Consider the following 23,441-nt stretch of genomic DNA (forward strand, 5'->3'; position numbering starts at 1 on the left):
TGGGTGGGTGGGTGGCCGGGTTGGGCCGGGAGGGCTCAGTCGTCGGGGAGTTCGACCGGCGCGATGGCGTCGTAGACGTCACCCGGCCCCGGGTTGACGGGATCCGTCGCGCCGCCGAGGTGGTGCATCACTCCCCACACCGCGTTCAGCGCCGTCTGCACCGCGCCCTCGGCCCAGCCCGCCGTCCACGACACGTCGTCGCCCGCGAGGAACAGGCCGCGCTTGCCTTCGGGCAGCCGGTCCTGCATGAAGTGGGTGAACAGACGGCGCTGGTAGCGGTAGTGGCCGGGCAGGTTCGCCTTGAAGGCGCCCATGAAGTACGGCTCGTTCTCCCAGGAGACGGTGACCGGGTCGCCGATGATGTGCTTGCGGATGTCGACGCGGGGATAGATCTCGCGGAGCGACTTCAGCATGACTTCGAGCCGCTCGTTGGCGTTCAGCGGCAGCCACTTGAGGCTGTCGTCGCACCACGTGTACGAGAGGCACATGACGGCGGGCCGGTCCGGGCCGTCGTCCAGGAGGTACGTGCCGCGGGTCATGCGGTCCGTGAGCGTCATGCTCATGGTGTCCCGCCCGGTGGGCGTGCCGTCGTCGGCGACGCTCTCGTCGAGCCAGAACGGCCGGTCCACCGGCACGAACAGCTTGGACGACTCCATGTAGTGCGTCCGTTCGACGGCCGTCCAGTGGTCGATCGGCAGCAGCCCGTCACCACAGTCGATCTTGCTGAGCAGCATCCAGGACTGCGCGGTGAACACGGCGGCCCGGTACGTGCGTACGGCGCCGTCCGCGTCGGTGACCGTGACGCGGTCGCCCGCCGTGCGGTGCAGCCGCGTGACGGCGCCGCGCGGGCGGCCGTCCGCGTGCAGGGCCGCGAGCGACGTGCCGTGCGGCCAGTGCGTGATCTTCTCCGGCTGCCGTTCCCAGAGCCGCAGCGGCAGTTGCCGGCTGCCGCCGACGATGCCGCGGTGGTCGTCGTCGGCGCCGGTGTAGACGACGCGGAGGATTTCGAGGATCGAGTTCGGGAAGTCGGTGTCCCAGCCGCCGGTGCCGAAGCCGACCTGGCCGAAGATCTCGCGGTGCCGGAACGAGGCGAAGGCCGGGGAGTCGCAGAGGAAGCCGTAGAACGTCTGGTTGTCGAGCCGCCGGACCAGCTCCGCCCAGATCTCGCGGATGCGCGGCACGTCGCGTTCGCGGATGGCCTGCTGCATGGCGGAGAAGTCGGCGCCGTCCTCGAGGCAGGCGTTCCAGGCGCGCATCACCTCGTGGTAGACGGCGGGCAGGTCGTCGAGGGTGCGGGCGTAGTGCGTCTCGCCCTTCAGGTCGACGACGGTCGACGGGGTGTCCGGCGCCAGCGGGTTCGGGAAGGGCGTCGTCTCCAGCTCCGTCAGGTCGACGTAGTGCCGGAACGCGGTGGAGGACGGCGGGAAGCGCATCGCGCCCATCTCCGCGGTGAGGCCCTGCTCGCAGCCCTCGAAGGAGGCCGTACGCAGCCGGCCGCCGAGCTGGTCGGCCTCGTAGACGACGGGCTTGAGGCCCATCTTCATCAGCTCGTACGCCGTGACGAGGCCGGACAGGCCGCCGCCGATCACCGCGACCTCGGTGCCGTGCTCGGTCGCGGGCACGGCGCCGAGCCCGGCCGGGTGGGCGAGGAAGTCGTCGTAGGCGAACGGGAAGTCCGGGCCGAACATCGTGAGTGGACGGGCCGCGTCCTGCGGTTCTTCGTGGACGGCGGTGGGCACCGTGGACGTCATCGGCGCGGTTCTCCTTGCAGCGGGGCGTGCGGTTCCGGGTGGGGGTGCGGGTGCGCGTGGAGCGTGCTGTACAGCTCGGGGCGGCGGTCCGCGAGATACGGGTTCTCGGCGCGGGACGCGGCCAGCCGCGCCGGGTCGGCGTCGGCGGTGATCAGGTCGTCGCCGGTGCCCGCGCGGGCTCGTACGGTCCCGTCGGGCGCCGCCAGGCAGCTCAGCCCGGTGAAGGTGAACTCCCCTTCGCGGCCGCACCGGTTGGCGTACGCGATGTACAGCTGGCTCTCCCAGGCGCGGGCGGGCACGACGGTGCGGGCGACGTTCTCGTACGGGCGCATCAGCGCGGTCGGCACCAGCAGCAGATCGGTGCCTGCCAGCGCGTGGGCGCGTACGGCTTCGGGGAACTCCACGTCGTAGCAGATCAGCAGGCCGACGCGGATGCCGTCCAGGCGGGCCTGGACGACGAGTTCGGCGCCGGGGGTGAAGTGCTCAGTCTCGTAGCCGCCGTAGAGGTGGGTCTTGCGGTAGTTGGCGAGCGGGGCGCCGTCGGGGGCGATCAGCCGGGCGGAGTTGTAGAGGAGGCCGTCGGCACGCTCGGGGTAGCCGTACGCGATGGCGACACCGTGTGCGGCGGCGATACGGGCGACGGCGTGCGCGGACGGGCCGTCCGCGGCCTCGGCGCGCTCGGGCAGCCGGTCCCCCAGCGCGTAGCCGGTCAGCGACAGCTCAGGGGTGACCAGCAGCCGCGCTCCGGCGGCGGCGGCGCGGCGGGCGGCGCGGTCGAGGGCGTCGAGGCCCGCCTCGGCGGAGCCGGGCACGCCTGCGGGGCCCTGGGACAGCGCGGTGCGCAGCGGCGGCATGGGACCTCGTGAGCTGGGGTGCGGGGCGGGTGCGGCGGGACGATTCGACGCTACTTTCGGGGCCGGACGGCGGCAAGACGGGTCCGTTGTGCACTCAGGGGCGATTTCTTGCGTGTACGGAGGGAGTCGCGGCGAATCGTTGCGCGGGTGCGGCCAGGGGGCGTGCGAGGCCGTACGGGGGCCGCGGACCGGTCGTGCCGCGGCGCCCGGACCGGCCCGTTTCCGGACCGGGTCAGCCCGTGGTCGCACGGCCCGTACCCCTGTGGTCGAACGCGCGCGTGCCGCGGCTCCCCCCAGCGGCGCACGGCGATCAACCCGCGGCGCGATGTGGCGGACCGTGTGCGGGCGGGACCGTGGAGTGGCCGGCGGCAGGGGGCCGCCGGCGGCCACATCCCTCAGGAAGGGTTGTCATGAACCGTTTGACTTCTGCCCGCACGCCCGCAGGCCGTACGACCGCAGGCCGCGCACGCGCCGACGGCGGCACGCCTGCCCGCGCCCTCGCGGGCCGTACGCGCCTCGCGGCGGCCGGCGGCGCGCTGCTGCTCGTCGCCGCGGCGGGCTCCGCGGCCGCCGCGGACAAGGCGCCGCTGGACGCCCCGCGGAAGGCGGCGGGCGGCGGGGTCGCCGAGCCGCGGCTGACCGGCACGGCCAAGCTGCACCGGACGGCCGGCGACGTGATCCACTTCTCGTTCGACGCGCACGGCGGGGGTATCGACACCCGCGGCACCTTCCGCTTCAGCCACTACGTCGAGGGCGAGGGGTCGTACGCGCAGGGCCGGATGGACTGCCTGGTCTCGGGTGGCCCGGTGACGGTGGCCACGGGCGTGGTGACCAAGTCCGATCTGCCCGGGCTGAAGGGCAAGCGCGTCGGCTTCTCCGTCACGAACGACGGGCAGCGGCTCGGCTACAGCTGGGCCGCCACCAGCGACCCGCGGAGCGCGAAGGACCTGCCGCAGTGCGTGAGTTCGGCGCCGTACGAGCGGGTGGAGCGCGGCGGCTTCGACGTGGTGCCGTTCGAACCGGAGCTCTGAGCCCGGGCGCTCTCAGCCCGGGCTCTGAGCTCCGGCGCGGAGGGGCGCGTACGCCATGGACCGCGCGGTGCCCGGCACGGGGGTACGGGCACCGCGCACCAGGGGGGGTACGGCGTCAGGCGGGCGAGCCCGCGGAGTAGCGGCGCAGCAGCGGCGAGAGCACCAGCACCGACTTGGTGCGCTCGACGAACGGCTCGCCCGCGATGCGTTCCAGCACCCGTTCGAAGTGCCGCATGTCGGAGGCGAAGATCTGCACGATGGCGTCCGCCTCGCCGGTGACGGTGGACGCGGACGCCACCTCCGGGTAGCGGGACAGGGCGCGCCGTATGTCGTCCGGGGCGGTGTTGGAGCGGCAGTACATCTCGATGTACCCCTCCGTCTCCCAGCCCAGCGCGGCTGGGTCCACCCGTACGGTGAACCCCGTGATCGCGCCTTCCGCCCGCAGCCGGTCCACACGCCGTTTGACCGCGGGGGCGGACAGGCCGACCTCGGCGCCGATGTCGGCGTAGCTGCGGCGGGCGTCCTCGGCGAGGACGTGGACGATGCGTTCGTCGAGTGGGTTCAGGTGTCGCACGGCGGGTCGGGTCACTTCTCTGCGGTGGCCAGTCGGGAGCGGCGCATGCCGTACGCGAAGTAGAACACAAGCCCGGCCGCCATCCAGATTCCGAAGACCGCCCAGGTCACGATGTCCAGGCTGGTCATCATCCAGATGCACAGGCCGAAGCCGACCGCCGGGAAGAGCGGCGCGAGCGGCACCCGGAAGGAGCGCCGCATGCCGGGGCTGGTGCGGCGCAGCACGATGACCGCGACGTTCACCAGCGCGAACGCGAAGAGCGTGCCGATGCTGGTGGCGTCGGCCAGCTGGCCCAGCGGTACGGCCGCCGCGAGCCCGCCGCAGAACAGCGAGACGAGCACGGTGTTGGCGCGGGGCGTGCCCGTACGGGGGTGAACCTTGGAGAGCACGCGGGGCATGAGCCCGTCGCGTGACATGGCGAACAGGATGCGGGTCTGGCCGTAGAGGACGGTCAGCACGACGCTTGCGATGGCGACGACCGCGCCGAACGCCAGGATGGTGGCCCAGAAGCTCTGGCCCGTGACGTCGTGCATGATGCCCGCGAGGGCCGCCTCGGAGCCGTCGAACCGCTGCCAGGGCAGCGCGCCCACCGCGGCGACCGCGACGAGGCAGTACAGCGCGGTGACGATGACCAGCGAGAGCATGATCGCGCGGGGCAGGTCGCGCTGCGCGTCCTTCGCCTCCTCGCCAGCGGTGGAGGCGGCGTCGAAACCGATGTACGAGAAGAACAGCGTGGCTCCGGCGGCGCTCACCCCGGCCATGCCCAGGGGCATGAACGGCGCGTAGTTCCCGGCGCGTACGCCGCTGAAGGCGACGGCGCAGAACAGGAGCAGCGCCGCGATCTTGACGGCGACCATCACCGCGTTGGCGCGGGCGCTCTCGCGGGCGCCGCCCAGCAGGAAGGCCATCGCGAGGAGCACGACCAGCAGCGCGGGCAGGTTGAAGATCCCGCCCTCGCCGGGCGGGCCCGCCACGGCCTCCGGGATGGTCAGGCCGAGGGTGCCGTCCAGCAGCTCGTTGAGGTACTCGCCCCAGCCGACGGCGACGGCGGCCACCGACACCCCGTACTCGAGGATCAGGCACCAGCCGCACACCCAGGCGATCAGCTCGCCCAGGGTGGCGTAGGCGTACGAGTACGAGGAGCCCGCGACCGGGATGGTGCCGGCCAGCTCGGCGTAGGACAGGGCGGAGAACAGCGCCGTGAGCCCGGCGATCACGAACGACACGACGACCGCGGGGCCCGCCTCCGGCACCGCTTCGCCGAGGACCACGAAGATGCCGGTGCCGAGGGTGGCGCCGATGCTGATCATCGTCAGCTGCCAGAGCCCGAGGGTGCGGCGCAGGCTGCCGCCCTCGCCGTGGCCGCCCTCCGCGACCAGCACGTCGACGGGCTTGCGCCGCATCAGCCGGGCCCCGAGGGAGGAGGGGGCGGGAGGTGGTGCGGATGGCGCTGCGCCCTGGTCCAGCACGGGGTGGCTCCTAGCGGTCGGCTGCGGTGGGTCCGGTGACGGCGACGGCGGGCCGCGGCGGACCGGCGCCGCGCGGCGAGGGCCACGTCGCGACCGGGGACCGCCGAGCAGGCGGTCCCCGCCACTCCACGTACAGCGATGAACCCTACGAGGCGTTCTCGGCGGCCCGTAATGCGGGAGTCTTGCGCGTACGCGGCGATTCGTTGCGCGGACAGGCCGATGCCGCGGGATCGTTCACGCCGGGTCGCCGGGTGCCGCCGGTACGGCCCGCAGCCAGGTGTGGTCGTCGGTCAGCCACGCGTCGAGGACAAGCCCGGCCTCCTCCAGCGCCTCCCGCAGCTGCCCCTCGGTGAGGTGGCGGGAGAGGAAGGTCTGGCTCCACGCGGCGTCCTCGAAGGCGTACTCCATCGTGACCCGTTTGGCGCCCTCCTCCGCGGCGTCACCGGCCGGTTCCCGTACGGCGAGCCGCACCCGCATGCCGTTCCGCTCCCACGCGGAGCCGGGCTCGAGGGTGGCGTGCCACTCGCCCTCGCACTGCACGATCACGCTGCCGCCGGGGGCGACATGGCGGGCACAGGTGCGCAGCAGCTCCGTACGGAGCGCGCGGTCGGCGGTGTTGACGAGGAACGAGGTCAGCGTGACGGCGGCGAACCGCTCCCCCAGCGCCAGCCCTTCGATGGTGGAGCGTACGGTGCGGGCGCCCCGGATGTGGGCGAGCATCGGGGCGGACTCGTCGACGGCCGTGACCTGGAAGCCCAGTTCCAGCAGCCGGCGGGTCATCCGGCCGGCGCCCGCGCCGAGTTCGAGGAGCGTGGCGCCCGGGGGCACGGCCGCCGCGATGATCTCGGGCTCGCCGTTGGCGGGCAGCCGTGTGTACAGCTCGACGGAGCAGCCGTCCGGGGTGATGTCGCCGGGGCCGGTGCCGGAGTGTTCGGTTTCCCTCAGGGGTGTGTCGGTCATGGGGCCATGGCAGCAGCGGCGGCGGGGCGGGGGAAGTGTTTCGGGAGAGGCCGAAAGTACGGGCCGTGGTGGGGTGTTGAGCGGGGCGTACGGAGCCGGGCGAGGCGCGTACGGGAGCCCGGCCCGGCGCCCCGCCGACTGCTACCAGCTGTTGTGCAGCGGCTTGCCCTCGGCGTAGCCCGCCGCGCTCTGCACGCCGACGACCGCCCGCTCCGCGAACTCCTCGAGCGTGCCCGCGCCCGCGTACGTGCACGCCGAGCGGATGCCCGCGACGATCGAGTCGACCACGTCCTCGACGCCGGGCCGTACCGGGTCGATGAACATCCGCGAGGTGGAGATGCCCTCCTCGAACAGCGCCTTGCGGGCCCGGTCGTACGCCGACTCCTCGCTGGTGCGGTTGCGTACGGCGCGTGCGGAGGCCATGCCGTACGACTCCTTGTACAGCCGGCCGTCCGACGCCTGCTGGAGGTCGCCGGGCGACTCGTAGGTGCCCGCGAACCAGGACCCGATCATCACGTTCGAGGCGCCCGCGGCGAGCGCCATCGCGACATCGCGCGGGTGCCGTACGCCGCCGTCCGCCCACACGTGCTTGCCGTACTTGCGCGCCTCGGCGGCGCATTCGAGGACGGCGGAGAACTGCGGGCGGCCGACGCCGGTCATCATGCGCGTGGTGCACATGGCGCCGGGCCCGACGCCGACCTTCACGATGTCCGCGCCGGCCTGGACGAGGTCGCGTACGCCCGCGGCCGACACGATGTTGCCCGCGACGACGGGAACCTGCGGGTCGAGTGCGCGTACGGCGCGCAGCGCATCCAGCATCCGCTCCTGGTGGCCGTGCGCGGTGTCCACGACGAGGGTGTCGACCCCGGCCTCCAGCAGGGCCTTGGCCCGGCCGGCGACGTCGTTGTTGATGCCGACGGTGGCGGCGATCCGCAGCCGCCCCCGGGCGTCGGTGGCCGGGGTGTAGAGGGTGGCCCGGAGGGCGCCCCTGCGGGTGAGGATGCCGACGACGCGGCCGTCGCCGTCCACGACGGGGGCGAGCTTGCGGTGGGCGGCGTCGAGCTGGTTGAACGCCTCCTGCGGGTCGGTGCCCGCGTCGAGCAGGAACAGGTCGCGCGACATCACCTCGGACAGCTGCGTGAAGCGGTCCACGCCGGTCAGGTCGGACTCGGTCACGACCCCGACGGGCCGCCCGTCCCGTACGACGACGCCCGCGCCGTGCGCCCGCTTGGGCAGCAGTGACAGGGCGTCGGCGGCGGTCTGGTGCGGGTCCAGCGTGATGGGCGTGTCGTACACGAGGTGCCGCTGCTTGACCCAGCCGACCACCTCGGCGACGACCTCGACCGGGATGTCCTGCGGGATGGCGACGAGTCCGCCGCGCCGGGCGACCGTCTCGGCCATCCGGCGGCCCGCGACCGCGGTCATGTTCGCCACGACGAGCGGGATGGTGGTGCCGGTGCCGTCTGGCGCGGACAGGTCCACGCCGTGCCGGGACCCGACCGCGGAGCGGCTGGGCACCATGAAGACGTCGTCGTACGTGAGGTCGTACGGGGGCCGCTGATCATTGAGAAAACGCACGTACCTCAGTGTCCCACGTCCGCACACCAGAACGAGAACGGACGATCCCCCAGGCGCCGACGGGCGCGTTTGTCGGATCACACGACGTCCCGAGCCCCCCGCACGCTCTAGGCAGCCGCCCCGGCGAGGGGTACCTTTCGCTCCCCCGCCACCGACTCGGGGGCGGCGTCCCGAGCGGGAGGACCCGTGCGGGAAGGAGGGGCATGCGATGCGCGAATACAGCCTTCCTCCCCTGGTGGACCCGGTGTACGAGGGCGGCCTCGCCGACTCGGTGTACGAGACCGCCGCCCGCGAGCCCGGGCTGCCGCAGCTGGCACGGCGCGAGGAGGGTGCGGGCGGCTTACGGGACGGCGCCTGGCGCCCGATGACCGCCGCTGCCTTCCGCAACGAGGTGCTGGCGCTGGCGAAGGGCCTGCTCGCGGACGGCATACGGTTCGGCGAACCGGTCGCGGTGATGGCCCGTACGAGCTACGAGTGGACGCTGTTCAGCTACGCCCTGTGGTCCGTCGGCGCCCGGGTCGTCACCGTCTACCCCACGTCGTCCCCGGACCAGGTACGGCGCATCCTGGCCAGCTCGGGCGCGTGCGCCATCGTGGTCGAGAACGAGCAGCACGCGATGACGCTGGGCTCGGCCTGCGGCACGCTGCCGTCGCTGCGCCGGGTCTGGCAGCTGGACACGGGCTGCGTGGCGAAGCTGACCAGCGCGGGCACCCCGGTCGCGGACGAGGAGGTGCACCGGCACCGGCGGGCGGTCACGCCCGACTCGACCGCCGCCCTCATCTACACCTCGGGCACCACCGGGCCGCCCCGCGGCTGCGTCATCACGCACGCCAACCTGGCCGTGGAGTGCGACACCCTGCTCAAGGGCTGGCGGCAGCTGATGGCGGAGCCGGGCGAGCAGCCGGCCATCCTGGCGTTCCTGCCCATGTGCCACGTGTACGGGCTGATGGTGTCGGTGCTGTGCCTGCGCGGTGGCGTCCTGCTGGGGCACCAGAGCGACCCGGCGCCGGAGGCGCTGCTGCCCGCGCTGGCGTCGTTCCGGCCGACGTGCGTGTTCGCCGTCCCGTACATCTTCGAGCGGATCTTCGCGCGCGCCCGCAGGGCGGCGGAGGAGCAGGGGCGGCTGCGGCTGTTCGAGCAGGCCGTGCGTACGGCCGAGCAGTATGCGGAGGCCGCCGAGCAGCGCGCGCTGGGCACCGGCCCCGGACCCGGCCCGGCGCTGCGCGTCCGGCGCGCGCTCGCCGACCGGCTGGTGTACCGGCGGATACGGGCGGTGCTGGGCGGCCGTACGCGCAACGTCGTCTCCGGCGGCTCGACGCTCAGCCGCGAGCTCGGGCTGGTGTTCTCCGGGGCGGGCATCACCGTCTACGACGGCTACGGGCTGACCGAGACGACCGCCGCCGTCACCGCGCAGCCGCCCGAGCGGCCCCGGTTCGGCACGGTGGGCAGGCCGCTGCCGGGCACGTCGCTGCACATCGCGCGGGACGGCGAGGTGTGGGTGCGCGGGCGCACGATCTGCGCCGGTTACGTGGCCGGCGCGGCGGACGAGGGGCCGCGGCCCGACGGCTGGCTCGCCACCGGCGACGTGGGCTACCTCGACGACGGCTATCTGGTGATCACCGGCCGCAAGAAGGACGTGATCGTCACCAGCGGCGGCGAGACCGTCGCCCCGCTGGTCCTGGAGGAGCGGCTGCGCGCGCACCCGCTGGTGTCGCAGGCGCTGGTCGTGGGCGAGGACCGGCCGTACATCGCGGCGCTGGTGACGCTGGACCCCGACGCGCTGGAGCACTGGCAGCGGTACGGCCGTACGGGCCGGGGCTCCGGGTACGGCCAGGGAAACGTACACGGGCGCTCCATCGGCGAGGAGCTGCGGCGGGAGATCGACCGCGCGGTGGCCGCCGCGAACAGCGCCGTCTCCCGGGCCGAGTCGATCCGCGCGTTCCGCATCCTGTCCGAGGAGTTCAGCGTGGACAACGGGATGATGACGCCGTCGCTGAAGCTGCGCCGGGGCGCGATCGTCCGCATGTACGCGGCGGAGATCGACGAGCTGTACGCCTGACGCGGCGGCACGGCGTCGTCCGGGCACGGCGTCATGCCCGTACGCCGGTCCGCGCGGCAATGTAGCAGCGCCGTACGCCCCTCAGCGGGTCTTTGTCAGGTGACGACGAACCCTGAACGAGCCGCCCCTCCGCACCGTTAGCGTCCGTCTGCACTCCGAAGGACGACTGCGGAAGGTGGACGGATGAGACGCGTCATCGCCGGCACGCCGCTGGCGTCGGGACGGGCGGTCGGCACCGCGCTGATCGTCGTCGCCCTCGCGGCCACCGTGGTCGCGCTGCTGCTCCCCGCCCAGATGTTCAACGGCAACCGCTCGGTGGCGGCGGCCCGGCAGGGCTGGGACGACGACGGCGGCGGCACGGAGAGCACCTCGTACGGGCCGCTCACCGCGCTGGACCGGGACTTCGTACGCAAGGTGCGGCTCGCCGGGCTGTGGGAACTGCCCTCGGGCCGCCAGGCCCAGGAGCGCGGCACCCGCAAGTCCGTACGGACGGCGGGCGACCACCTGGTCGACGGGCACACGGAGCTGGACCGGCGCGCCGTGGAGGCGGGCCGCTCGCTCGGGATCTCCCTGGCGAACCAGCCCACCGAGCAGCAGCGCGGCTGGCTCTCCCGGATGGACGCGGCGCAGGGCGAGGAGTTCGACCGGGTGCTCGTCAACCTGCTGCGCCGGGCGCACGGCAAGGTCTTCGGCCTGATCGGCATCGTCCGCGACCGTACGCGCAACTCGCTCGTGCGGTCGCTGGCGGACCGCGCCAACACGGTCGTTCTGGACCACATCACGGTCCTCGAGAACACCGGACTCGTGGACTTCGACGCACTGGACGACGCGAAGTGAACTCGCGAAGTGAACTGGAGTGAACCGCACATGAGAGAAAAGGCGCACAAACGATCACTCAGGACGAGCAGGACGGTCGCGGTCGTCTCGGCACTGGTGCTGAGCGGCGGCGGGATCGCCGCACTGGCCGCCAACGCCTCGGCGGGACCGGAGGACGACGAGGGCCCGCCGCGCGACGGCCGGGTCCAGGTCCGTACGGTCGACTGCCCCGACGTCGGCCTCGCACTCGGCCGGGTGCCCGAGGGCGCGGAGACCGAGGTCGCGAAGGGGCTGGCGGAGCTGGACAAGCAGGTGGCCGGCGCGTACGGGCAGGTGAGCACGGACGACGCCGCTCCGGACGGCGCGCTGCGGAGACTCGGCGAGCAGCGCGCCCGGACCATCGACGGCATCGCCGACAGCATCACGCGCGGGGGCGCGCAGCCTCCGCGCGGGCTGGACACGATGAACGAGTGCCGGATGAAGAACGACGTGACGACCGCTCAGCCGGCTGACGGCGACGGCGACGGGGACCAGAGCGGGAACGAGGACGGCGGCGGCGAGGGGGACGGCGGCGAGCAGCAGACCGGGCCCGTGCCCGAGGACTTCGTCGACATCACCACCGTGCAGCCGAACGCCCCGGCGCCCGAGGAGGGCGAGAACGCGTCCTCCGGCTCGTTCACCACGGAGTGCGGCCGCAACGAGAACGGGCACTTCAACTCGGACAACGTCATCGCCGCCCCCGGTGTCGCCAACGGCGCCCACCACGTGCACGACTACGTCGGGAACGTGTCCACCGACGCCTTCTCGACCGACGAGAGCCTCGCGGCGGCGGACACGACCTGCGAGAACGGTGACCTGTCCAGCCACTACTGGCCGGTGCTGCGCTCCCTCAACGGCGCCCAGGACCAAGGCCAGGAGCAGGACCAGCAGGACCAGCAAGACGGGCAGGAGCAGCAGGGCCAGGAGCAGCAGGGCCAGGAGCAGCAGGGCGGGCAGCAGGAGCAGCACGGCGGCGGCGCGGGCCACGACGACGGGAACGTCGGCGAGGTCCTCCAACCCGCCAGCGTGTCCCTGAAGTTCGAGGGCAGCCCGCAGGGCGACGTGACCGCGATGCCCCGCTTCCTGCGCATCATCACCGGCGACGCCAAGGCGTTCACGAACGGCGACGCGAACGCCAACGCCTCCTGGAGCTGCGAGGGTTTCGAGGACCGTCAGCTCCGTGACAGGTACCCGCTCTGCCCCGAGGGCAGCGAGGTCGTCCGGACGTTCTCGTTCCAGAGCTGCTGGGACGGCCGGAACACCGACAGCGGCAACCACCGCGACCATGTGGCGTTCGCCGCCGAGGACGGCTCGTGCCCGGAGGGCTTCACGGCGGTGCCGAAGCTGGTGCAGCGGATCACGTACGACGTGCCGCGCGGCGCCGGTGCCGCGGAGGACACGCCGTTCGCCGTGGACAGCTTCCCGGAGCAACTGCACAAGCCGGTGACCGACCACAGCGACTTCATCAACGTGATGCCGGAGGAGCTGATGGACGAGGCCGTGGACTGCATCAACGAGGGCCGCGACTGCGGCTGATGCCGCGGCCGGCCACGGGAAACGGCGGCCCCGGACACGGAACGCATCCCGTGTCCGGGGCCGCCGCCGTACGGAATGCCGCCGTACGGGCCGGGGGCCGGGGCCTACGGTACGAACTCCCGCAGGGTCACAGCCCGTTGACGCGGGCCTCGCGGGCCACGCCCAGCGAGCGGATGCCCGCGGTGACGGCACGGGCCCGGCGGGCCGCCCGCGCGGGGCGACAGCGCATCTCGGCCATCAGCCGCCGTCCGCGCAGGGTCATTTCGAGCTCGAAGCGCGTGTACGGGTCCCGTAAGGCCGCACCGAACAGCTTCTCGATCTGGCGCAGCCTGTACCGCACCGTCTGCGGGTGCACCCGCAGGGTCTTCGCCGCCTCGGGGGCGCCGCCGCCCTCCAGCCAGGCGAGCAGCGTGACTTCGAGCCGTTCGCTCTGTCTCGGGGTGAGGTCCGCCAGAGGGGCGAGCCAGCGGGAGGACAGGGCGCGCGCCAGCGACTCGTCCTGCAGCAGCAGGAGCATCGACAGGTGGTCGGAGACGAACGCGACCTCGTGCTCGGCGCCGCGCGGCGGCCCCAGCTGGAGCAGCCGGCGCGCCCACCGTACGGAGGACGCGGCGTCGCTGAGGGGCACGACGTGCCCGACCGCTGCCGTACGTCCACGCAGCGCGGTCTCCAGGGCGGCGCCCGCGTGCTCGTCTGTCGCGGGGTCCGGAAGCAGCAGGCACAGCTCACCCTCGACGGGGCTGGCCAGGACGTTGCCGAGGGCGGCCGCCAGCTGGGGCGCCTCGCAGGGCGAGCCGAGGGCGACCGCGCGCACCGTGTCGGGCAGCGGCCACCGGGCGGATCTGGCCAGTTCGGGCAGCGGCACCTCGGACGCCTCGGCGGCGCCGGTGAGGACGGCGAAGAGGTGCCTGCGCGCCCGGTCGATGGGCACGGCCGCGGCGACGCGCCGTACGGCCTGCGGCTGTGTACGGACGGGCTCCTCGGCAGTTCCGGTACGTTTCCGCTGGTATCCGAGTGCCGTCAGCAGAGCCTGCTCGACTGCCCATTGCAGGTCCTCGCGCTCCATTTCCTCCAGAAGCGCGGATATACCCGGAATATTCTGCTGCAGGACATCCACCATCCGGTCGGCGATGGTGGGGAGTTCCTTTCTCAGAACGCGCGTCCACTCGCCGCGCGGGCGTGCCCAGATGCGGTTAAGAAGGTCGCACATCTCTACCTCGTTCCTGCCGGATTGGGCCCGCCCGGCACGGGACGGTCAGGCCCGCGGAGGTTGCCTCCGGCCCCGGTTTCCCGGCCCGGCACCGGAGTTGAGGGTCCCCCTGCATCCCCTGGGGGGGCATCATCGGCAGCCGCCGGGTCCAGCGGCGATCCCCATGCAGGAATTTGTCACAGCGCGATAAAACTCGTGAAGGTCTCGTGCCCTTCCGAGATGCTGCGACTCACGTGCCGCCGCATTGGCACGGAAAGCGGAGAGCACCGGAGGCCGTACCGACCGCCGCCGGGCAGATTCCGTACAAGAATGAACTTCATGGTTTTGATGGGGAGATCGAGATGCCCACAGGCCAGCTGCAGAACCCCCGCACATCCCCCTCCTCCCGTGTTCCGCGCACCCACCGGTCCCGGAGCCGCCGTATGCCCGGCCTCCGTACGTCACGTGCGCGTGCTGCCGTACGGATCGCCTCCGCAGGGAGGCCCGCACGGCTGAACGCGGTCTTCGCCGTCGCGCTCCTGCTGTCGCTGTTCCTCACCGTCAGCGGCAGCGCCGCCGGGCGCGCCTGGGCCTTCCTGGACTGGGGCGCGGGCGTGCTCGCGCTCGTCTCGCTCACCCTCACCGCGCTGTGGGGGCTGGCCGCCGCCGACCGGCGGCTGCTCGGCGCGGACCACCGGCTGCTCGCGCAGGGCGTGCACCGGGGTACGGCCGTGGCGGGGCTGGGCTTCCTCGTACTGCACGTGTGGGTGAAGGTCGCGGAGGAGTCGACCGGCGGGCGGGCGGCCGCGGTGCCGTTCACCGACGGGCAGCGGCCGGTGCTCATCGGGCTGGGCACGCTGGCGGGCTACCTGTTCGTGGCGGTGGCCGTGACGGGCGCGGCGCGCAGCGCGTTCGCCACCACGGGGCGCTCGCGGTGGTGGCGCGCGCTGCACATGGGCGCGTATCTGGCGTGGGCGCTGGCGCTGGTGCACGGCCTCAAGGCCGGGCGTACGCCCGGGACATGGGTGACGTGCGCGTACGTGCTGTGCGTCGCGGGGGCAGCCGTCGTCCTCGCGCTGCGGCTCGCGCCGGGGCGCAACCCGCCGCGTACGCCCGGGCGGCGTACGCCAGAAGCGCGCACGGCCGAGGCCCGTACGCCGGAAGCACCCGCTCCCGCACCCGAGGGCCGTACGCAGGAAGCCCGTACGGCCGGCGCTCCGGCCCCCGCCGCGAGCGGCCCGCGCGCGCCCGCGGCCGGGGTGCCCTGGTCCCGTACGCCCGAGTCGCCGGCCGCCCCCGAGCCGCACGCGAGGAGGGCCGTGTGACGTCCGTCGAACCGCTCGTCCCGCGCAGTCACGGGCCCGCCGCCGCGCCCTCGCTCGCCTGCCTGGGCCCGCCGCGGCTGCTGGCCGGACTGGACCAGGCGGCGCGGCTCGACCGCGTCGCGCACCTGACGGTGCACGGCTCGCTCCCCGACCTGCGCCCCGCGGAGCTGGTGGACCTCGCGGAGAACATCTCGCTGCGCGGCCGCGGCGGCGCGGGCTTCCCGTTCGCGCGGAAGCTGCGCGCGGTGCTCGCGGCGGCGCGGCGCCGCACCGACGGGCGTACGGCCGTGGTGGTCAACGGCAGTGAGGGCGAGCCGAGTTGCCTCAAGGACACCGCCCTGCTGCTGCACGCACCGCACCTCGTGCTGGACGGCGCGCAGCTGGTGGCGCGGGCGCTGCGGGCCGAGACCGTACGGGTCGGGGTGACCCGCCGGGACGTCGAGGCATCGGTCGGCGCGGCGATCGCCGAACGCGGTCCGGTGCGCCCGCCGCTGAGCGTGACCCGGCTGCCGGAGCGGTTTGTCACCGGCGAGTCCTCGGCGCTCACCCGCGGCCTCGACGAGGGCCCCGCGCTGCCCGCGGGCCGCGGCGTCCGTACGAGCGAACGCGGCCTGGGCGGCCTGCCCACCCTCTTCTCCAACACCGAGACCTTCGCCCAACTCGCCGTCGCCGCCCGCCTCGGCGCCCTCGGCTACCGCGAGACGGGCCTGCCCGACGAGCCCGGCACCGCCCTCCTCACCGTCGCGGGGCAGCACGTCGTGGAGACCCCCACGGGCGTGCCGCTGCCGTACGTGCTGGAGCTGTGCGGCCTCGGACACGGCCAGGGCGTGCTGCTCGGCGGCTACCACGGCCGCTGGCTGCGCCCGTACGACGCCCGGCGCGCGCTGGTGTCGCGCGCCTCGCTGTCCGCGCTCGGCGCGACACTGGGCGCGGGCGCGGTGCTGCCGCTGCCCGAGGGCACGTGCCCGGTGGGCGAGACGGTACGGGTCGCCCACTGGCTGGCCGGCGAGTCGGCCGGGCAGTGCGGCCCGTGCGTGCTCGGACTGCCGTCGCTGGCACGCGCGTTGGCGGGAGCGGCGGACGGGGGCGGCACCGCCGCGCTGGAGGCCGTACGGCGCCGGGCCGACGCCGTGGACCGGCGCGGGGCGTGCGCGCACCCGGACGGTACGGCCGGATTCGTACGGTCCGCCCTCGACGTGCTCGACGACGACTTCCGGCTGCACGCGCACGGCTCCGGCTGCGGGCGACCGGTGCTCGGGACGCTGGGGCTGCCGGAGGACACGGGCGGCGGGGACGGCGCACGGCCGGGCCCGGCGGACCCGGCGGAGCCCGCGCGGCTGGTGGTGAACTGGACGCTGTGCCAGGGCCACGGGCTGTGCGCGGGCGTGGCGCCGGGCACGATCCGGCTCGACGCCGACGGCTATCCGGCGCGGGCCGCCGCGCCCGTACCGGAGCACCTGCGCCGGCAGGCGCAGCGCGCCGTACGCCGCTGTCCGGCGCTGGCGCTGCGGCTCGAGGGCTGATCCCTTTCGGGCTGCCGCGCTGCCTCCCATGACCGGCATCTCAGCTTTTAGCAACTCCCGCTAACTTCCTGCCACTTCCGCCCCATCCGCACCAGACTACAGGTCTCCGCAGAGGAACGGCACACAGCCGTTCCGGGACCGAGGGAGTGACCATGAGGAAGAGGCGTCCGGCGGCGGTGACAGGCGCGGCGCTCGCACTGGTGGCGATGACGGCGTCCTGCGGTTACGGCCAGGGCGAGGCCAAGGACGACGGCGGGGTGCGGCCCGCGGGCGACAGTTCGGCGGCGGACCCCGGCGCCGGGGGGTACACGGACGGCGGCGCGTACGGGGACGGAGAGGGCGACGACGGCTACGGCGACCGCGCGGACCGCGGCGCCCGCACCGGCGCCGCCAAGACCCTCGCCGTACGGGACGTGGCGGAGCTGGGCCCGGTGGTCACCGACAGCGAGGGCTGGACGCTCTACCGCTTCGACGACGACAGCACCGACCCGCCCGCCTCCAGCTGCGAGGACGCGTGCGCCGACGCCTGGCCGCCCGTACCGGCCGAGGACGCTGCCGCCTCCGCGGGCATCAAGGCCGAGAAGCTCGGCAAGGTCGAACGCCCGGACGGCACCCGGCAGCTGACGCTGGGCGGCTGGCCGGTGTACCGCTACGCGAAGGACACCGCCCCCGGCGACACCAAGGGCCACGGCGTCGCCGGGACGTGGAACGCGCTCGCGCCGGACGGCAAGAAGGCCGGTCAGCAGAAGAAGGCACCACCGCGGGACACGACGCAGCTGCGCGCCGAGGACGACCCGGCGCTGGGCGAGATCGTGTCGGACGCCAAGGGCCGTACGCTCTACCGCTTCGACAAGGACTCCGCATGGCCCATGAAGTCCAACTGCACGGGCGCGTGCCTGGACACGTGGAAGCCCGCGAAGCCGGTCGACAAGGACAAGCTGAACGGAGTCGCGCGCAAGCTCGTGAGCACGTACGAGCGTGCCGACGGCACGAAGCAGCTGGCGATCGACTGCTGGCCGGTCTACTGGTTCACCGGCGACAAGGGCGCCGGTGACACGGAGGGGCACGGCAAGATGGGTCTGTGGTGGGCCGTCACGCCGGACGGCGAGAAGGCGTCGTCGTCGACGCCTTGAGAACGAGCCCGTGCAGCGCTTGAGGACGGCCCTCGCCGAATCCAGCCCGTCCGGCGCGGCAGCAGAAGATGGCGCCCAGCCGAATCCAGCCCGTCCGGCGTTTGAGGACGGCCCTCAGCCAGCGATTCGCGGCAGCCGCCAGTGGGCGGTCACCGCATTGTGCGCCGGGCGCGGCCCGGGAACGGGCCGGGGTTCGTCCTCAATCGCCGGACGGGCTTGATGTGGCGGAGCGCCGCCCCCAGCAAGCGGACGGGCTGGATTGGGCCAGGGCCGTCCTCAAGAGGCGGACGGGGCTGAATGGGGCGAGCGCCGGCCGAGACGGCGCCGCACCGCCCCCGCCGCGGGCTCCGCCCACCGCGCGGCCAGCGGGCCGAGGACGACGAGCAGGAGCACGTACGCGGTGGCCAGCGGCCCGATACGGGTGTCCGTACCGGCCGCCAGCCCTGCGATCACGATGGAGAACTCGCCGCGGGCCACGAGGTCACCCCCCGCACGCCAGCGGCCCTTCGTGCCGATGCCCGCGCGCCGGGCCGCGTACCAGCCGGTGGCGACCTTCGTGAGGGCCGTGACGACGGCCAGCAGCGCCGCGGGCAGCAGCACCGGCGGGATCTCGGCGGGCACCGTGGACAGGCCGAAGAAGACGAAGAAGACCGCGGCGAAGAGATCGCGCAGCGGCGCCATCAGGTTCCGCGCGTTCTCGGCGGTCTCCCCGGACAGCGCGATGCCGACAAGGAACGCGCCGACGGCCGCCGACACCTGGAACCGCTGCGCGACCCCGGCCACCAGCAGGGTCAGCCCGAGCACCACGAGCAGCAGCATCTCGGGGTTGTCGGTGCCGACGACACGGCTGATCACCCGGCCGTGCCGCAGCGCGACGTACAGCACGAGACCGACCGTGCCGACCGCGATCAGCAGCGTGACGCTGCCGCCCGCCAGCCCCGCGCCGGCGAGTACGGCGGTGAGCAGCGGGAGGTAGACCGCCATCGAGAGGTCCTCGAGCACGAGGATGCCGAGCACGACGGGGGTCTCGCGGTTGCCGAGGCGGCCGAGGTCGGTGAGGACCTTGGCGATGACGCCGGAGGACGAGATCCAGGTGACTCCGGCCAGCGCCAGGACAGCCGCGGGGCCCCAGCCGAGGAGCAGCGCGGCGATGGCCCCGGGGGTGGCGTTGAGGAGGAAGTCGAGGACGCCGACCGGGTACTGGGTGCGAAGGCTGCTGAACAGCTCCGTCGCGCTGTACTCCAGCCCGAGCATGAGCAGCAGCAGGATGACCCCGATCTCGGCGCCGACCTCGAAGAACTCCTCGCTGGTGGACAGTTGGAAGAGGCCGCCGTTGCCGAACGCGAGCCCGCCCGCGAGATACAGCGGGATCGGCGACATCCCGATGCGCCCGGCGAACCGGCCGACGATACCGAGGCCGAGGATGACCGCGCCGAGCTCGATGAGCATGACGGCCATGTCGTGCACGCGGCGGCCTCAGGACTCGGCGATGAGCTGCGTCAGATCGTCGACGCCCTCGCGGGTGCCGACCACCACCAGGGTGTCGCCGGCCTCCAGCCGGAAGTCGGGTGCCGGCGAGGGGTACGCGCCGGTGCGCCGGAGCACCGCCACGATCGAGGCGCCCGTACGGCTGCGGGCCTGGGTGTCACCCAGCGGCCGGCAGCGGTACGGGGAGCGGGCGCTGACGGCGATGCGCTCGGTGACCAGGTCGAGGTCGATCTCGTCGCCGCCCCAGCGCGACGTGGTGTCGCCGGGCGCCACCAGCTCCGCGAGCGCGGCGGCCTCGTCCGGGTCGAGCGCGACGGTGGCCTGGCAGGCGTCGGGGTCCTCGGGGTCGTAGAAGCCGAGGAAGCGGCGGCCGTCCTGGTGCACGACCACCGAGATGTGGCGGCTGTCGTCGGCGCGGGTGGCGATGTCGTACTGCACGCCCACACCCGGCAGCGAGGTCTTACGGGTGGTCATGGCTCTCTCTCCTCGCGGACTGCGGCCGGCGGGCCGCCCGGAAGACCGGACCTCCGGGGCGCCCTGTGAGCACCGGCGGTCCGGGGAACGATCCGGGCCGACCGGGCATTCCCGGCCGCCTGCCGCTGCCGAGCCTAGCGCCCGTCGGGGTCCGCGCGGTCGAGCGCCGGGCGTGGCCCGGGGAGCGTCTCGAGCAGCTGGTCCGCCGCCGCCGTGTCCGTGACGAGGCTGGTCACCAGCCCGGAACGGAGGACGGCGTCGATCGCGGCGGCCTTCCGCAGCCCGCCCGCGATGGCGACGACCTCCGGCACCCGGCGCAGCCGTTCGGCCTCGACCGTGATGCACCGCTCGCCGAGGTCGCGGCCGATACGGCGGCCCTCGGCGTCGAAGAGGTGCGCGGACATCTCGGCGGCGACGCCCAGCGAGGAGTAGTGGTCCCGCTCCTCGTCGCTGAGCATGTCGTGGACCGTGGAGATGCCCGGCTCCCAGGAGCCGATCGACACGGCCGCGACGGTCACCTTGTCGAAGTACTCGAAGGCTCGCGCGATGCCTGTCTGGCTGCGGAGCGCCGCCGCGGTGGCGGAGTCCGGCAGCAGCATCGGGGCGTAGATCGGGTGCGCCTCTCCCCCGGCGACCTCGGCCGCGCGGCGGACCGCCTCGACGGAGCCGCGGTCGGCAGTCCCGGCGTCGTACACGCCGGTGAGCTGCACGACGGTGCACGGCGGCAGCTGGCGCAGCGCGGCCGCCATGTGGATGGTGGACCGGCCCCAGGCCAGCCCGAGCACGTCCCCGTCAGTGACCAGCTCGCCGAGCAGGTCGGCGGCGACCTCGCCGAGGTTCTCGGGGTCGGCGGCGGCGTCGTCGGCGTCCGCGACCTCGGTCGGGGACTCGACGACCACGACGTGCCGCAGGCCGTACCGCGCGCGCAGCGCGTCGGAGCGGTCCGCGTCCAGCTCGGCGGGGACGCGGATCTCGATCCGTACGAGGTCCCGTTCCAGCGCGGTCTCCAGCACGCGGGCCACCTTGAAGCGGCTGACCCCGAACTCGTCGGCGATCTGGATCTTCGATTTGCCCTCGAGGTAGAAACGGCGGGCCATCGCCGCAGCCTGCATGAGCTCGGCGGGTCCCATTCTTGTGGCTCGACCCGTCGACACCGCATTCACCTCACTGTTCAGCCGTACAGGCGCTTTTGCGCCGCGTGTTCATCCTCGCAGATCCGGGGCGCCTTGATCGGTCCGATGCACAGGGCATTCAAGGGTTTCCCGTACGTGCGGCCCCCGTTCCGACGGATTCCGGCCACGGCTGGGGATCAGTTCACGCCCGTACGGTGCGCGGCCTCCTCGGCCTGACCGCGCAGGGCACGCACGGCCGCGGCCGGGTCGTCGGCGCCGTACACCGCGGAGCCCGCCACGAAGACGTCCGCGCCGGCCTCGGCGCAGCGTTCGACGGTCTCGGCGGAGACGCCGCCGTCCACCTGGAGCCACATCTCCAGTCCGTGCTTGTCGATGAGCTGCCGGGTCCGGCGGATCTTCGGCAGCATGATGTCCAGGAACGCCTGCCCGCCGAAGCCCGGTTCCACCGTCATCACGAGCAGCATGTCGAGCTCGGGCAGCAGGTCCTCGTACGGCTCGACGGGGGTGCCGGGCTTGAGCGCCATCGACGCCCGCGCGCCCTTGGCGCGGATCTCGCGGGCGAGCCGTACGGGCGCCGCCGCGGCCTCCACGTGGAAGGTCACCGATCCTGCCCCGGCCTCGACGTACCGGGGTGCCCAGCGGTCCGGGTCCTCGATCATCAGGTGGCAGTCCAGCGGGGTGGCCGTCGCGCGGGAGAGCGCTTCGACGACCGGGGCGCCCAGGGTGAGGTTGGGGACGAAGTGGTTGTCCATGACGTCGACGTGCAGCCAGTCGGCGCCGTCCACGGCACGGGCCTCCTCGGCGAGCCGGGCGAAGTCGGCGGACAGGATGCTGGGGCTGATCTGCGCGGGCATGCCTCCAGTATGTCGTCCGCGCGGGGCGCGCGGCGGGCCGGGGTGCGGGCGCGCGTACGGACGTCCGCTGGCGCGCGTGCGGGAGGGCGCGGGCGCGTACGGGGCGGGGGCGCGCGGGTCAGGCGGTGCGGCGCAGCAGCGCGAGGTACATCGCGTCGGTGCCGTGCAGGTGCGGCCACAGCTGTACGTCCGGCCCGTCGCCGAGTGCGGGCATGTCCGGCAACAGGGGCCGCGCGTCGAGGAGTTCGGCGCCGGGGTGCCGCTTGCGTACGTCGTCCACGACGGCGCGGGTCTCGGCGAGATGCGGGGAGCACGTCACGTAGCCGACGACGCCGCCGACGCGTACGGCCTCCAGGGCCCGTTCGAGCAGCCCGCGCTGGAGCGGCGCGAACCGGTCCAGGTCCTCGGGCCGGCGCCGCCAGCGCGCCTCGGGGCGGCGGCGCAGCGCGCCGAGCCCGGTGCACGGGACGTCGACCAGCACCCGGTCGAAGGTGCCGGGGCGCCAGGCGGGCCGGGTGCCGTCGGCGGCGACGACCTGGTACGGGCCGGGGTTGCCCGCCAGCGCGCGGGCGACCAGCCGGGCCCGGTGCGGCTGCTTCTCCGCGGCGGTCAGCGCGGCGCCGCGCTGCGCGGCGAGGGCGCCGAGCAGGGCGGCCTTGCCGCCGGGTCCGGCGCAGCCGTCCAGCCAGCGGCGGTCGGGCCCGTCCCCCAGCGGGGCGTCGGCGAGGGCGAGCGCGACCAGCTGGCTGCCCTCGTCCTGCACTCCGGCGCGGCCCTCCCGTACGGCGGCAACCGCGCCCGGTTCGCCGCCCTCGGCCAGCCGCACGGCGTACGGCGACCAGCGTCCGGGCACGCCGCCGCCGGTCAGCAGCTCGTCGGTGCCGGCACGGCCTGGGCGTGCGACGAGGGTGACCTCGGGGCGCTCGTTGTCCGCCGTCAGCAGGTCCTCCATGCCGGCGCGGCCGCCGCCGAGCGCGTCCCACAGGGCGGAGACGATCCAGCGGGGGTGGCCGTGGCGGACGCCGAGATGCTCCTCGGCGTCCTCCTCGTACGGCGGCGCGACGCGGTCCAGCCAGCCTTCGAGGCCGATGCCGTCGGCGGTGATCTTCCGCAGGACGGCGTTGACGAACTTGGCGCGCCCGTCCCCGAGCACCACCCGTGCCAGCTCGACCGTCGCGCTGACGCCTGCGTGGCTGGGGATGCGGGTGCCGAGCAGCTGGTGCGCGCCGAGCGCGAGGACGTCGAGCACGGGCGGGTCGACCTCGCGCAGCGGCCGGTCCACGCAGTCGGCGATGATCGCGTCGTACGTGCCCTGCCAGCGCAGCGTGCCGTAGACGAGCTCGGTGGCGAGGGCCGCGTCCCGGGTGTCCAGCTCGCCCTTCTCGCGGGCCTTGGCGAGCAGGGGCGGCAGCACGAGGTTGGCGTACGCGTCCCGCTCGTCGACGGCCCGCAGCGCCTCGAACGCGAGGATCCGTACGGGGTCCTTGCGGGGGCGGCGGTAGGGCTTGGCGGGACGGCGTGGCCGAGTGCTCACGGGTGAAGGTGCTCCGGTCTGCGGTGACTGTCGGGGGACGACCCCGGGGGCGCGGTGGCGGGTGCGCGCCAGGGCGTATGTGCTCGCGTCCCAGCGTAGGCGGTACGGGAGGGGCGCGGGC

General features: G+C 73.8%; 19 protein-coding genes. 7 read left to right on the forward strand and 12 right to left on the reverse strand.

The genetic code is table 11. From position 1 onward, the window contains the following. Positions 1–35: 35 nt before the first annotated feature. Together DVA86_RS12340 and DVA86_RS12345 are read right to left on the reverse strand one after the other, a co-directional pair. Positions 36–1,751 carry a flavin monoamine oxidase family protein gene (locus tag DVA86_RS12340; RefSeq protein ID WP_208878128.1) on the reverse strand — a complete coding sequence of 572 codons (1,716 nt, stop codon included), beginning with the start codon at positions 1,749–1,751 and terminating at the stop codon, positions 36–38. Beyond that, positions 1,748–2,605 (reverse strand): carbon-nitrogen hydrolase family protein, encoded by an 858-nt coding sequence (locus DVA86_RS12345; protein ID WP_208878129.1) that lies wholly within the window; start codon positions 2,603–2,605, stop codon positions 1,748–1,750. Before DVA86_RS12345 ends, DVA86_RS12340 begins: the two co-directional genes overlap by 4 nt. A gap of 410 nt (positions 2,606–3,015) precedes the next feature. Here DVA86_RS12345 and DVA86_RS12350 point away from each other — a divergent pair, with 410 nt between their 5' ends. After that, entirely contained in the window at positions 3,016–3,636 is a 621-nt protein-coding gene (locus DVA86_RS12350; protein WP_245996520.1) for a hypothetical protein, read from the forward strand. Positions 3,637–3,751: 115 nt separating this feature from the next. Here DVA86_RS12350 and DVA86_RS12355 read toward each other — a convergent pair whose 3' ends face one another. From DVA86_RS12355 to DVA86_RS12370, 4 genes are all read right to left on the reverse strand, one after another. Beyond that, the gene (locus DVA86_RS12355; protein ID WP_208884637.1) at positions 3,752–4,201 is read right to left on the reverse strand and encodes an Lrp/AsnC family transcriptional regulator; all 450 of its coding nucleotides are present in this window, start codon (positions 4,199–4,201) and stop codon (positions 3,752–3,754) included. Positions 4,202–4,221: 20 nt separating this feature from the next. Then, positions 4,222–5,679: an amino acid permease gene (locus DVA86_RS12360; RefSeq protein ID WP_208878131.1), complete on the reverse strand. Its 1,458-nt coding sequence runs from the start codon at positions 5,677–5,679 to the stop codon at positions 4,222–4,224. 234 nt (positions 5,680–5,913) lie between these two features. Continuing rightward, entirely contained in the window at positions 5,914–6,639 is a 726-nt protein-coding gene (locus tag DVA86_RS12365) for a class I SAM-dependent methyltransferase (protein WP_208878132.1), read from the reverse strand. A 141-nt stretch (positions 6,640–6,780) separates the two neighbouring features. Further along, positions 6,781–8,217 (reverse strand): GuaB1 family IMP dehydrogenase-related protein, encoded by a 1,437-nt coding sequence (locus DVA86_RS12370; RefSeq protein WP_208878133.1) that lies wholly within the window; start codon positions 8,215–8,217, stop codon positions 6,781–6,783. A 208-nt stretch (positions 8,218–8,425) separates the two neighbouring features. Here DVA86_RS12370 and DVA86_RS12375 point away from each other — a divergent pair, with 208 nt between their 5' ends. From DVA86_RS12375 to DVA86_RS12385, 3 genes are all read left to right on the forward strand, one after another. Then, positions 8,426–10,276 carry an AMP-dependent synthetase/ligase gene (locus tag DVA86_RS12375; protein ID WP_208878135.1) on the forward strand — a complete coding sequence of 617 codons (1,851 nt, stop codon included), beginning with the start codon at positions 8,426–8,428 and terminating at the stop codon, positions 10,274–10,276. Between the two features lie 183 nt (positions 10,277–10,459). After that, entirely contained in the window at positions 10,460–11,113 is a 654-nt protein-coding gene (locus DVA86_RS12380; protein ID WP_208878137.1) for a DUF4142 domain-containing protein, read from the forward strand. Between the two features lie 30 nt (positions 11,114–11,143). Then, a complete protein-coding gene (locus DVA86_RS12385; protein ID WP_208878139.1) occupies positions 11,144–12,667 on the forward strand; it encodes a DUF1996 domain-containing protein in 1,524 nt (507 codons plus the stop codon). Between the two features lie 127 nt (positions 12,668–12,794). Here the strand turns inward: DVA86_RS12385 and DVA86_RS12390 are convergent, their stop codons facing one another. Next, positions 12,795–13,877 (reverse strand): PucR family transcriptional regulator, encoded by a 1,083-nt coding sequence (locus tag DVA86_RS12390; protein WP_208878140.1) that lies wholly within the window; start codon positions 13,875–13,877, stop codon positions 12,795–12,797. Positions 13,878–14,299: 422 nt separating this feature from the next. Between DVA86_RS12390 and DVA86_RS34960 the strand changes: the two genes are divergently transcribed. From DVA86_RS34960 to DVA86_RS12400, 3 genes are all read left to right on the forward strand, one after another. Next, on the forward strand, positions 14,300–15,181 hold the full coding sequence (locus DVA86_RS34960) for a ferric reductase-like transmembrane domain-containing protein (RefSeq protein ID WP_222623315.1): 882 nt from the start codon (positions 14,300–14,302) through the stop codon (positions 15,179–15,181). Beyond that, complete coding sequence (locus DVA86_RS12395; RefSeq protein ID WP_222623316.1) at positions 15,178–16,704, forward strand: NADH-quinone oxidoreductase subunit NuoF family protein; 1,527 nt, start codon at positions 15,178–15,180, stop codon at positions 16,702–16,704. The genes DVA86_RS34960 and DVA86_RS12395 overlap by 4 nt, the downstream gene beginning before the upstream one ends. A 152-nt stretch (positions 16,705–16,856) precedes the next feature. Beyond that, positions 16,857–17,837, forward strand: a complete 981-nt coding sequence (locus DVA86_RS12400) for an SCO0930 family lipoprotein (RefSeq protein ID WP_208878143.1) — start codon at positions 16,857–16,859, stop codon at positions 17,835–17,837. A gap of 276 nt (positions 17,838–18,113) precedes the next feature. Here DVA86_RS12400 and DVA86_RS12405 read toward each other — a convergent pair whose 3' ends face one another. The 5 genes from DVA86_RS12405 to DVA86_RS12425 all read right to left on the reverse strand — a co-directional run bounded on the left by DVA86_RS12405 (position 18,114) and on the right by DVA86_RS12425 (position 23,320). After that, complete coding sequence (locus tag DVA86_RS12405; protein ID WP_425470978.1) at positions 18,114–19,295, reverse strand: cation:proton antiporter; 1,182 nt, start codon at positions 19,293–19,295, stop codon at positions 18,114–18,116. 18 nt (positions 19,296–19,313) lie between these two features. Further along, positions 19,314–19,799: a cation:proton antiporter regulatory subunit gene (locus DVA86_RS12410; RefSeq protein ID WP_208878145.1), complete on the reverse strand. Its 486-nt coding sequence runs from the start codon at positions 19,797–19,799 to the stop codon at positions 19,314–19,316. A 134-nt stretch (positions 19,800–19,933) separates the two neighbouring features. Then, positions 19,934–20,929 carry a sugar-binding transcriptional regulator gene (locus DVA86_RS12415; RefSeq protein WP_208878147.1) on the reverse strand — a complete coding sequence of 332 codons (996 nt, stop codon included), beginning with the start codon at positions 20,927–20,929 and terminating at the stop codon, positions 19,934–19,936. A gap of 179 nt (positions 20,930–21,108) precedes the next feature. Beyond that, the gene (gene rpe, locus DVA86_RS12420; RefSeq protein WP_208878148.1) at positions 21,109–21,786 is read right to left on the reverse strand and encodes a ribulose-phosphate 3-epimerase; all 678 of its coding nucleotides are present in this window, start codon (positions 21,784–21,786) and stop codon (positions 21,109–21,111) included. 118 nt (positions 21,787–21,904) lie between these two features. Next, positions 21,905–23,320, reverse strand: a complete 1,416-nt coding sequence (locus DVA86_RS12425) for an RsmB/NOP family class I SAM-dependent RNA methyltransferase (RefSeq protein ID WP_208878150.1) — start codon at positions 23,318–23,320, stop codon at positions 21,905–21,907. Positions 23,321–23,441: the final 121 nt, after the last annotated feature.

The sequence above is a fragment of the Streptomyces armeniacus genome, from assembly GCF_003355155.1.
Lineage (GTDB): Bacteria > Actinomycetota > Actinomycetes > Streptomycetales > Streptomycetaceae > Streptomyces > Streptomyces armeniacus.

Bases quoted from the DNA above. Each gene is read 5' to 3' on its own strand.
- DVA86_RS12340 (WP_208878128.1), bottom strand. From the start codon at position 1,751: ATGACGTCCACGGTGCCCACCGCCGTCCACGAAGAACCGCAGGACGCG.
- DVA86_RS12345 (WP_208878129.1), bottom strand. From the start codon at position 2,605: ATGCCGCCGCTGCGCACCGCGCTGTCCCAGGGCCCCGCAGGCGTGCCC.
- DVA86_RS12350 (WP_245996520.1), top strand. From the start codon at position 3,016: ATGAACCGTTTGACTTCTGCCCGCACGCCCGCAGGCCGTACGACCGCA.
- DVA86_RS12365 (WP_208878132.1), bottom strand. From the start codon at position 6,639: ATGACCGACACACCCCTGAGGGAAACCGAACACTCCGGCACCGGCCCC.
- DVA86_RS12375 (WP_208878135.1), top strand. From the start codon at position 8,426: ATGCGCGAATACAGCCTTCCTCCCCTGGTGGACCCGGTGTACGAGGGC.
- DVA86_RS12380 (WP_208878137.1), top strand. From the start codon at position 10,460: ATGAGACGCGTCATCGCCGGCACGCCGCTGGCGTCGGGACGGGCGGTC.
- DVA86_RS12385 (WP_208878139.1), top strand. From the start codon at position 11,144: ATGAGAGAAAAGGCGCACAAACGATCACTCAGGACGAGCAGGACGGTC.
- DVA86_RS12390 (WP_208878140.1), bottom strand. From the start codon at position 13,877: ATGTGCGACCTTCTTAACCGCATCTGGGCACGCCCGCGCGGCGAGTGG.
- DVA86_RS34960 (WP_222623315.1), top strand. From the start codon at position 14,300: ATGCCCGGCCTCCGTACGTCACGTGCGCGTGCTGCCGTACGGATCGCC.
- DVA86_RS12400 (WP_208878143.1), top strand. From the start codon at position 16,857: ATGAGGAAGAGGCGTCCGGCGGCGGTGACAGGCGCGGCGCTCGCACTG.
- DVA86_RS12405 (WP_425470978.1), bottom strand. From the start codon at position 19,295: ATGGCCGTCATGCTCATCGAGCTCGGCGCGGTCATCCTCGGCCTCGGT.
- DVA86_RS12410 (WP_208878145.1), bottom strand. From the start codon at position 19,799: ATGACCACCCGTAAGACCTCGCTGCCGGGTGTGGGCGTGCAGTACGAC.
- DVA86_RS12415 (WP_208878147.1), bottom strand. From the start codon at position 20,929: ATGGGACCCGCCGAGCTCATGCAGGCTGCGGCGATGGCCCGCCGTTTC.
- rpe (WP_208878148.1), bottom strand. From the start codon at position 21,786: ATGCCCGCGCAGATCAGCCCCAGCATCCTGTCCGCCGACTTCGCCCGG.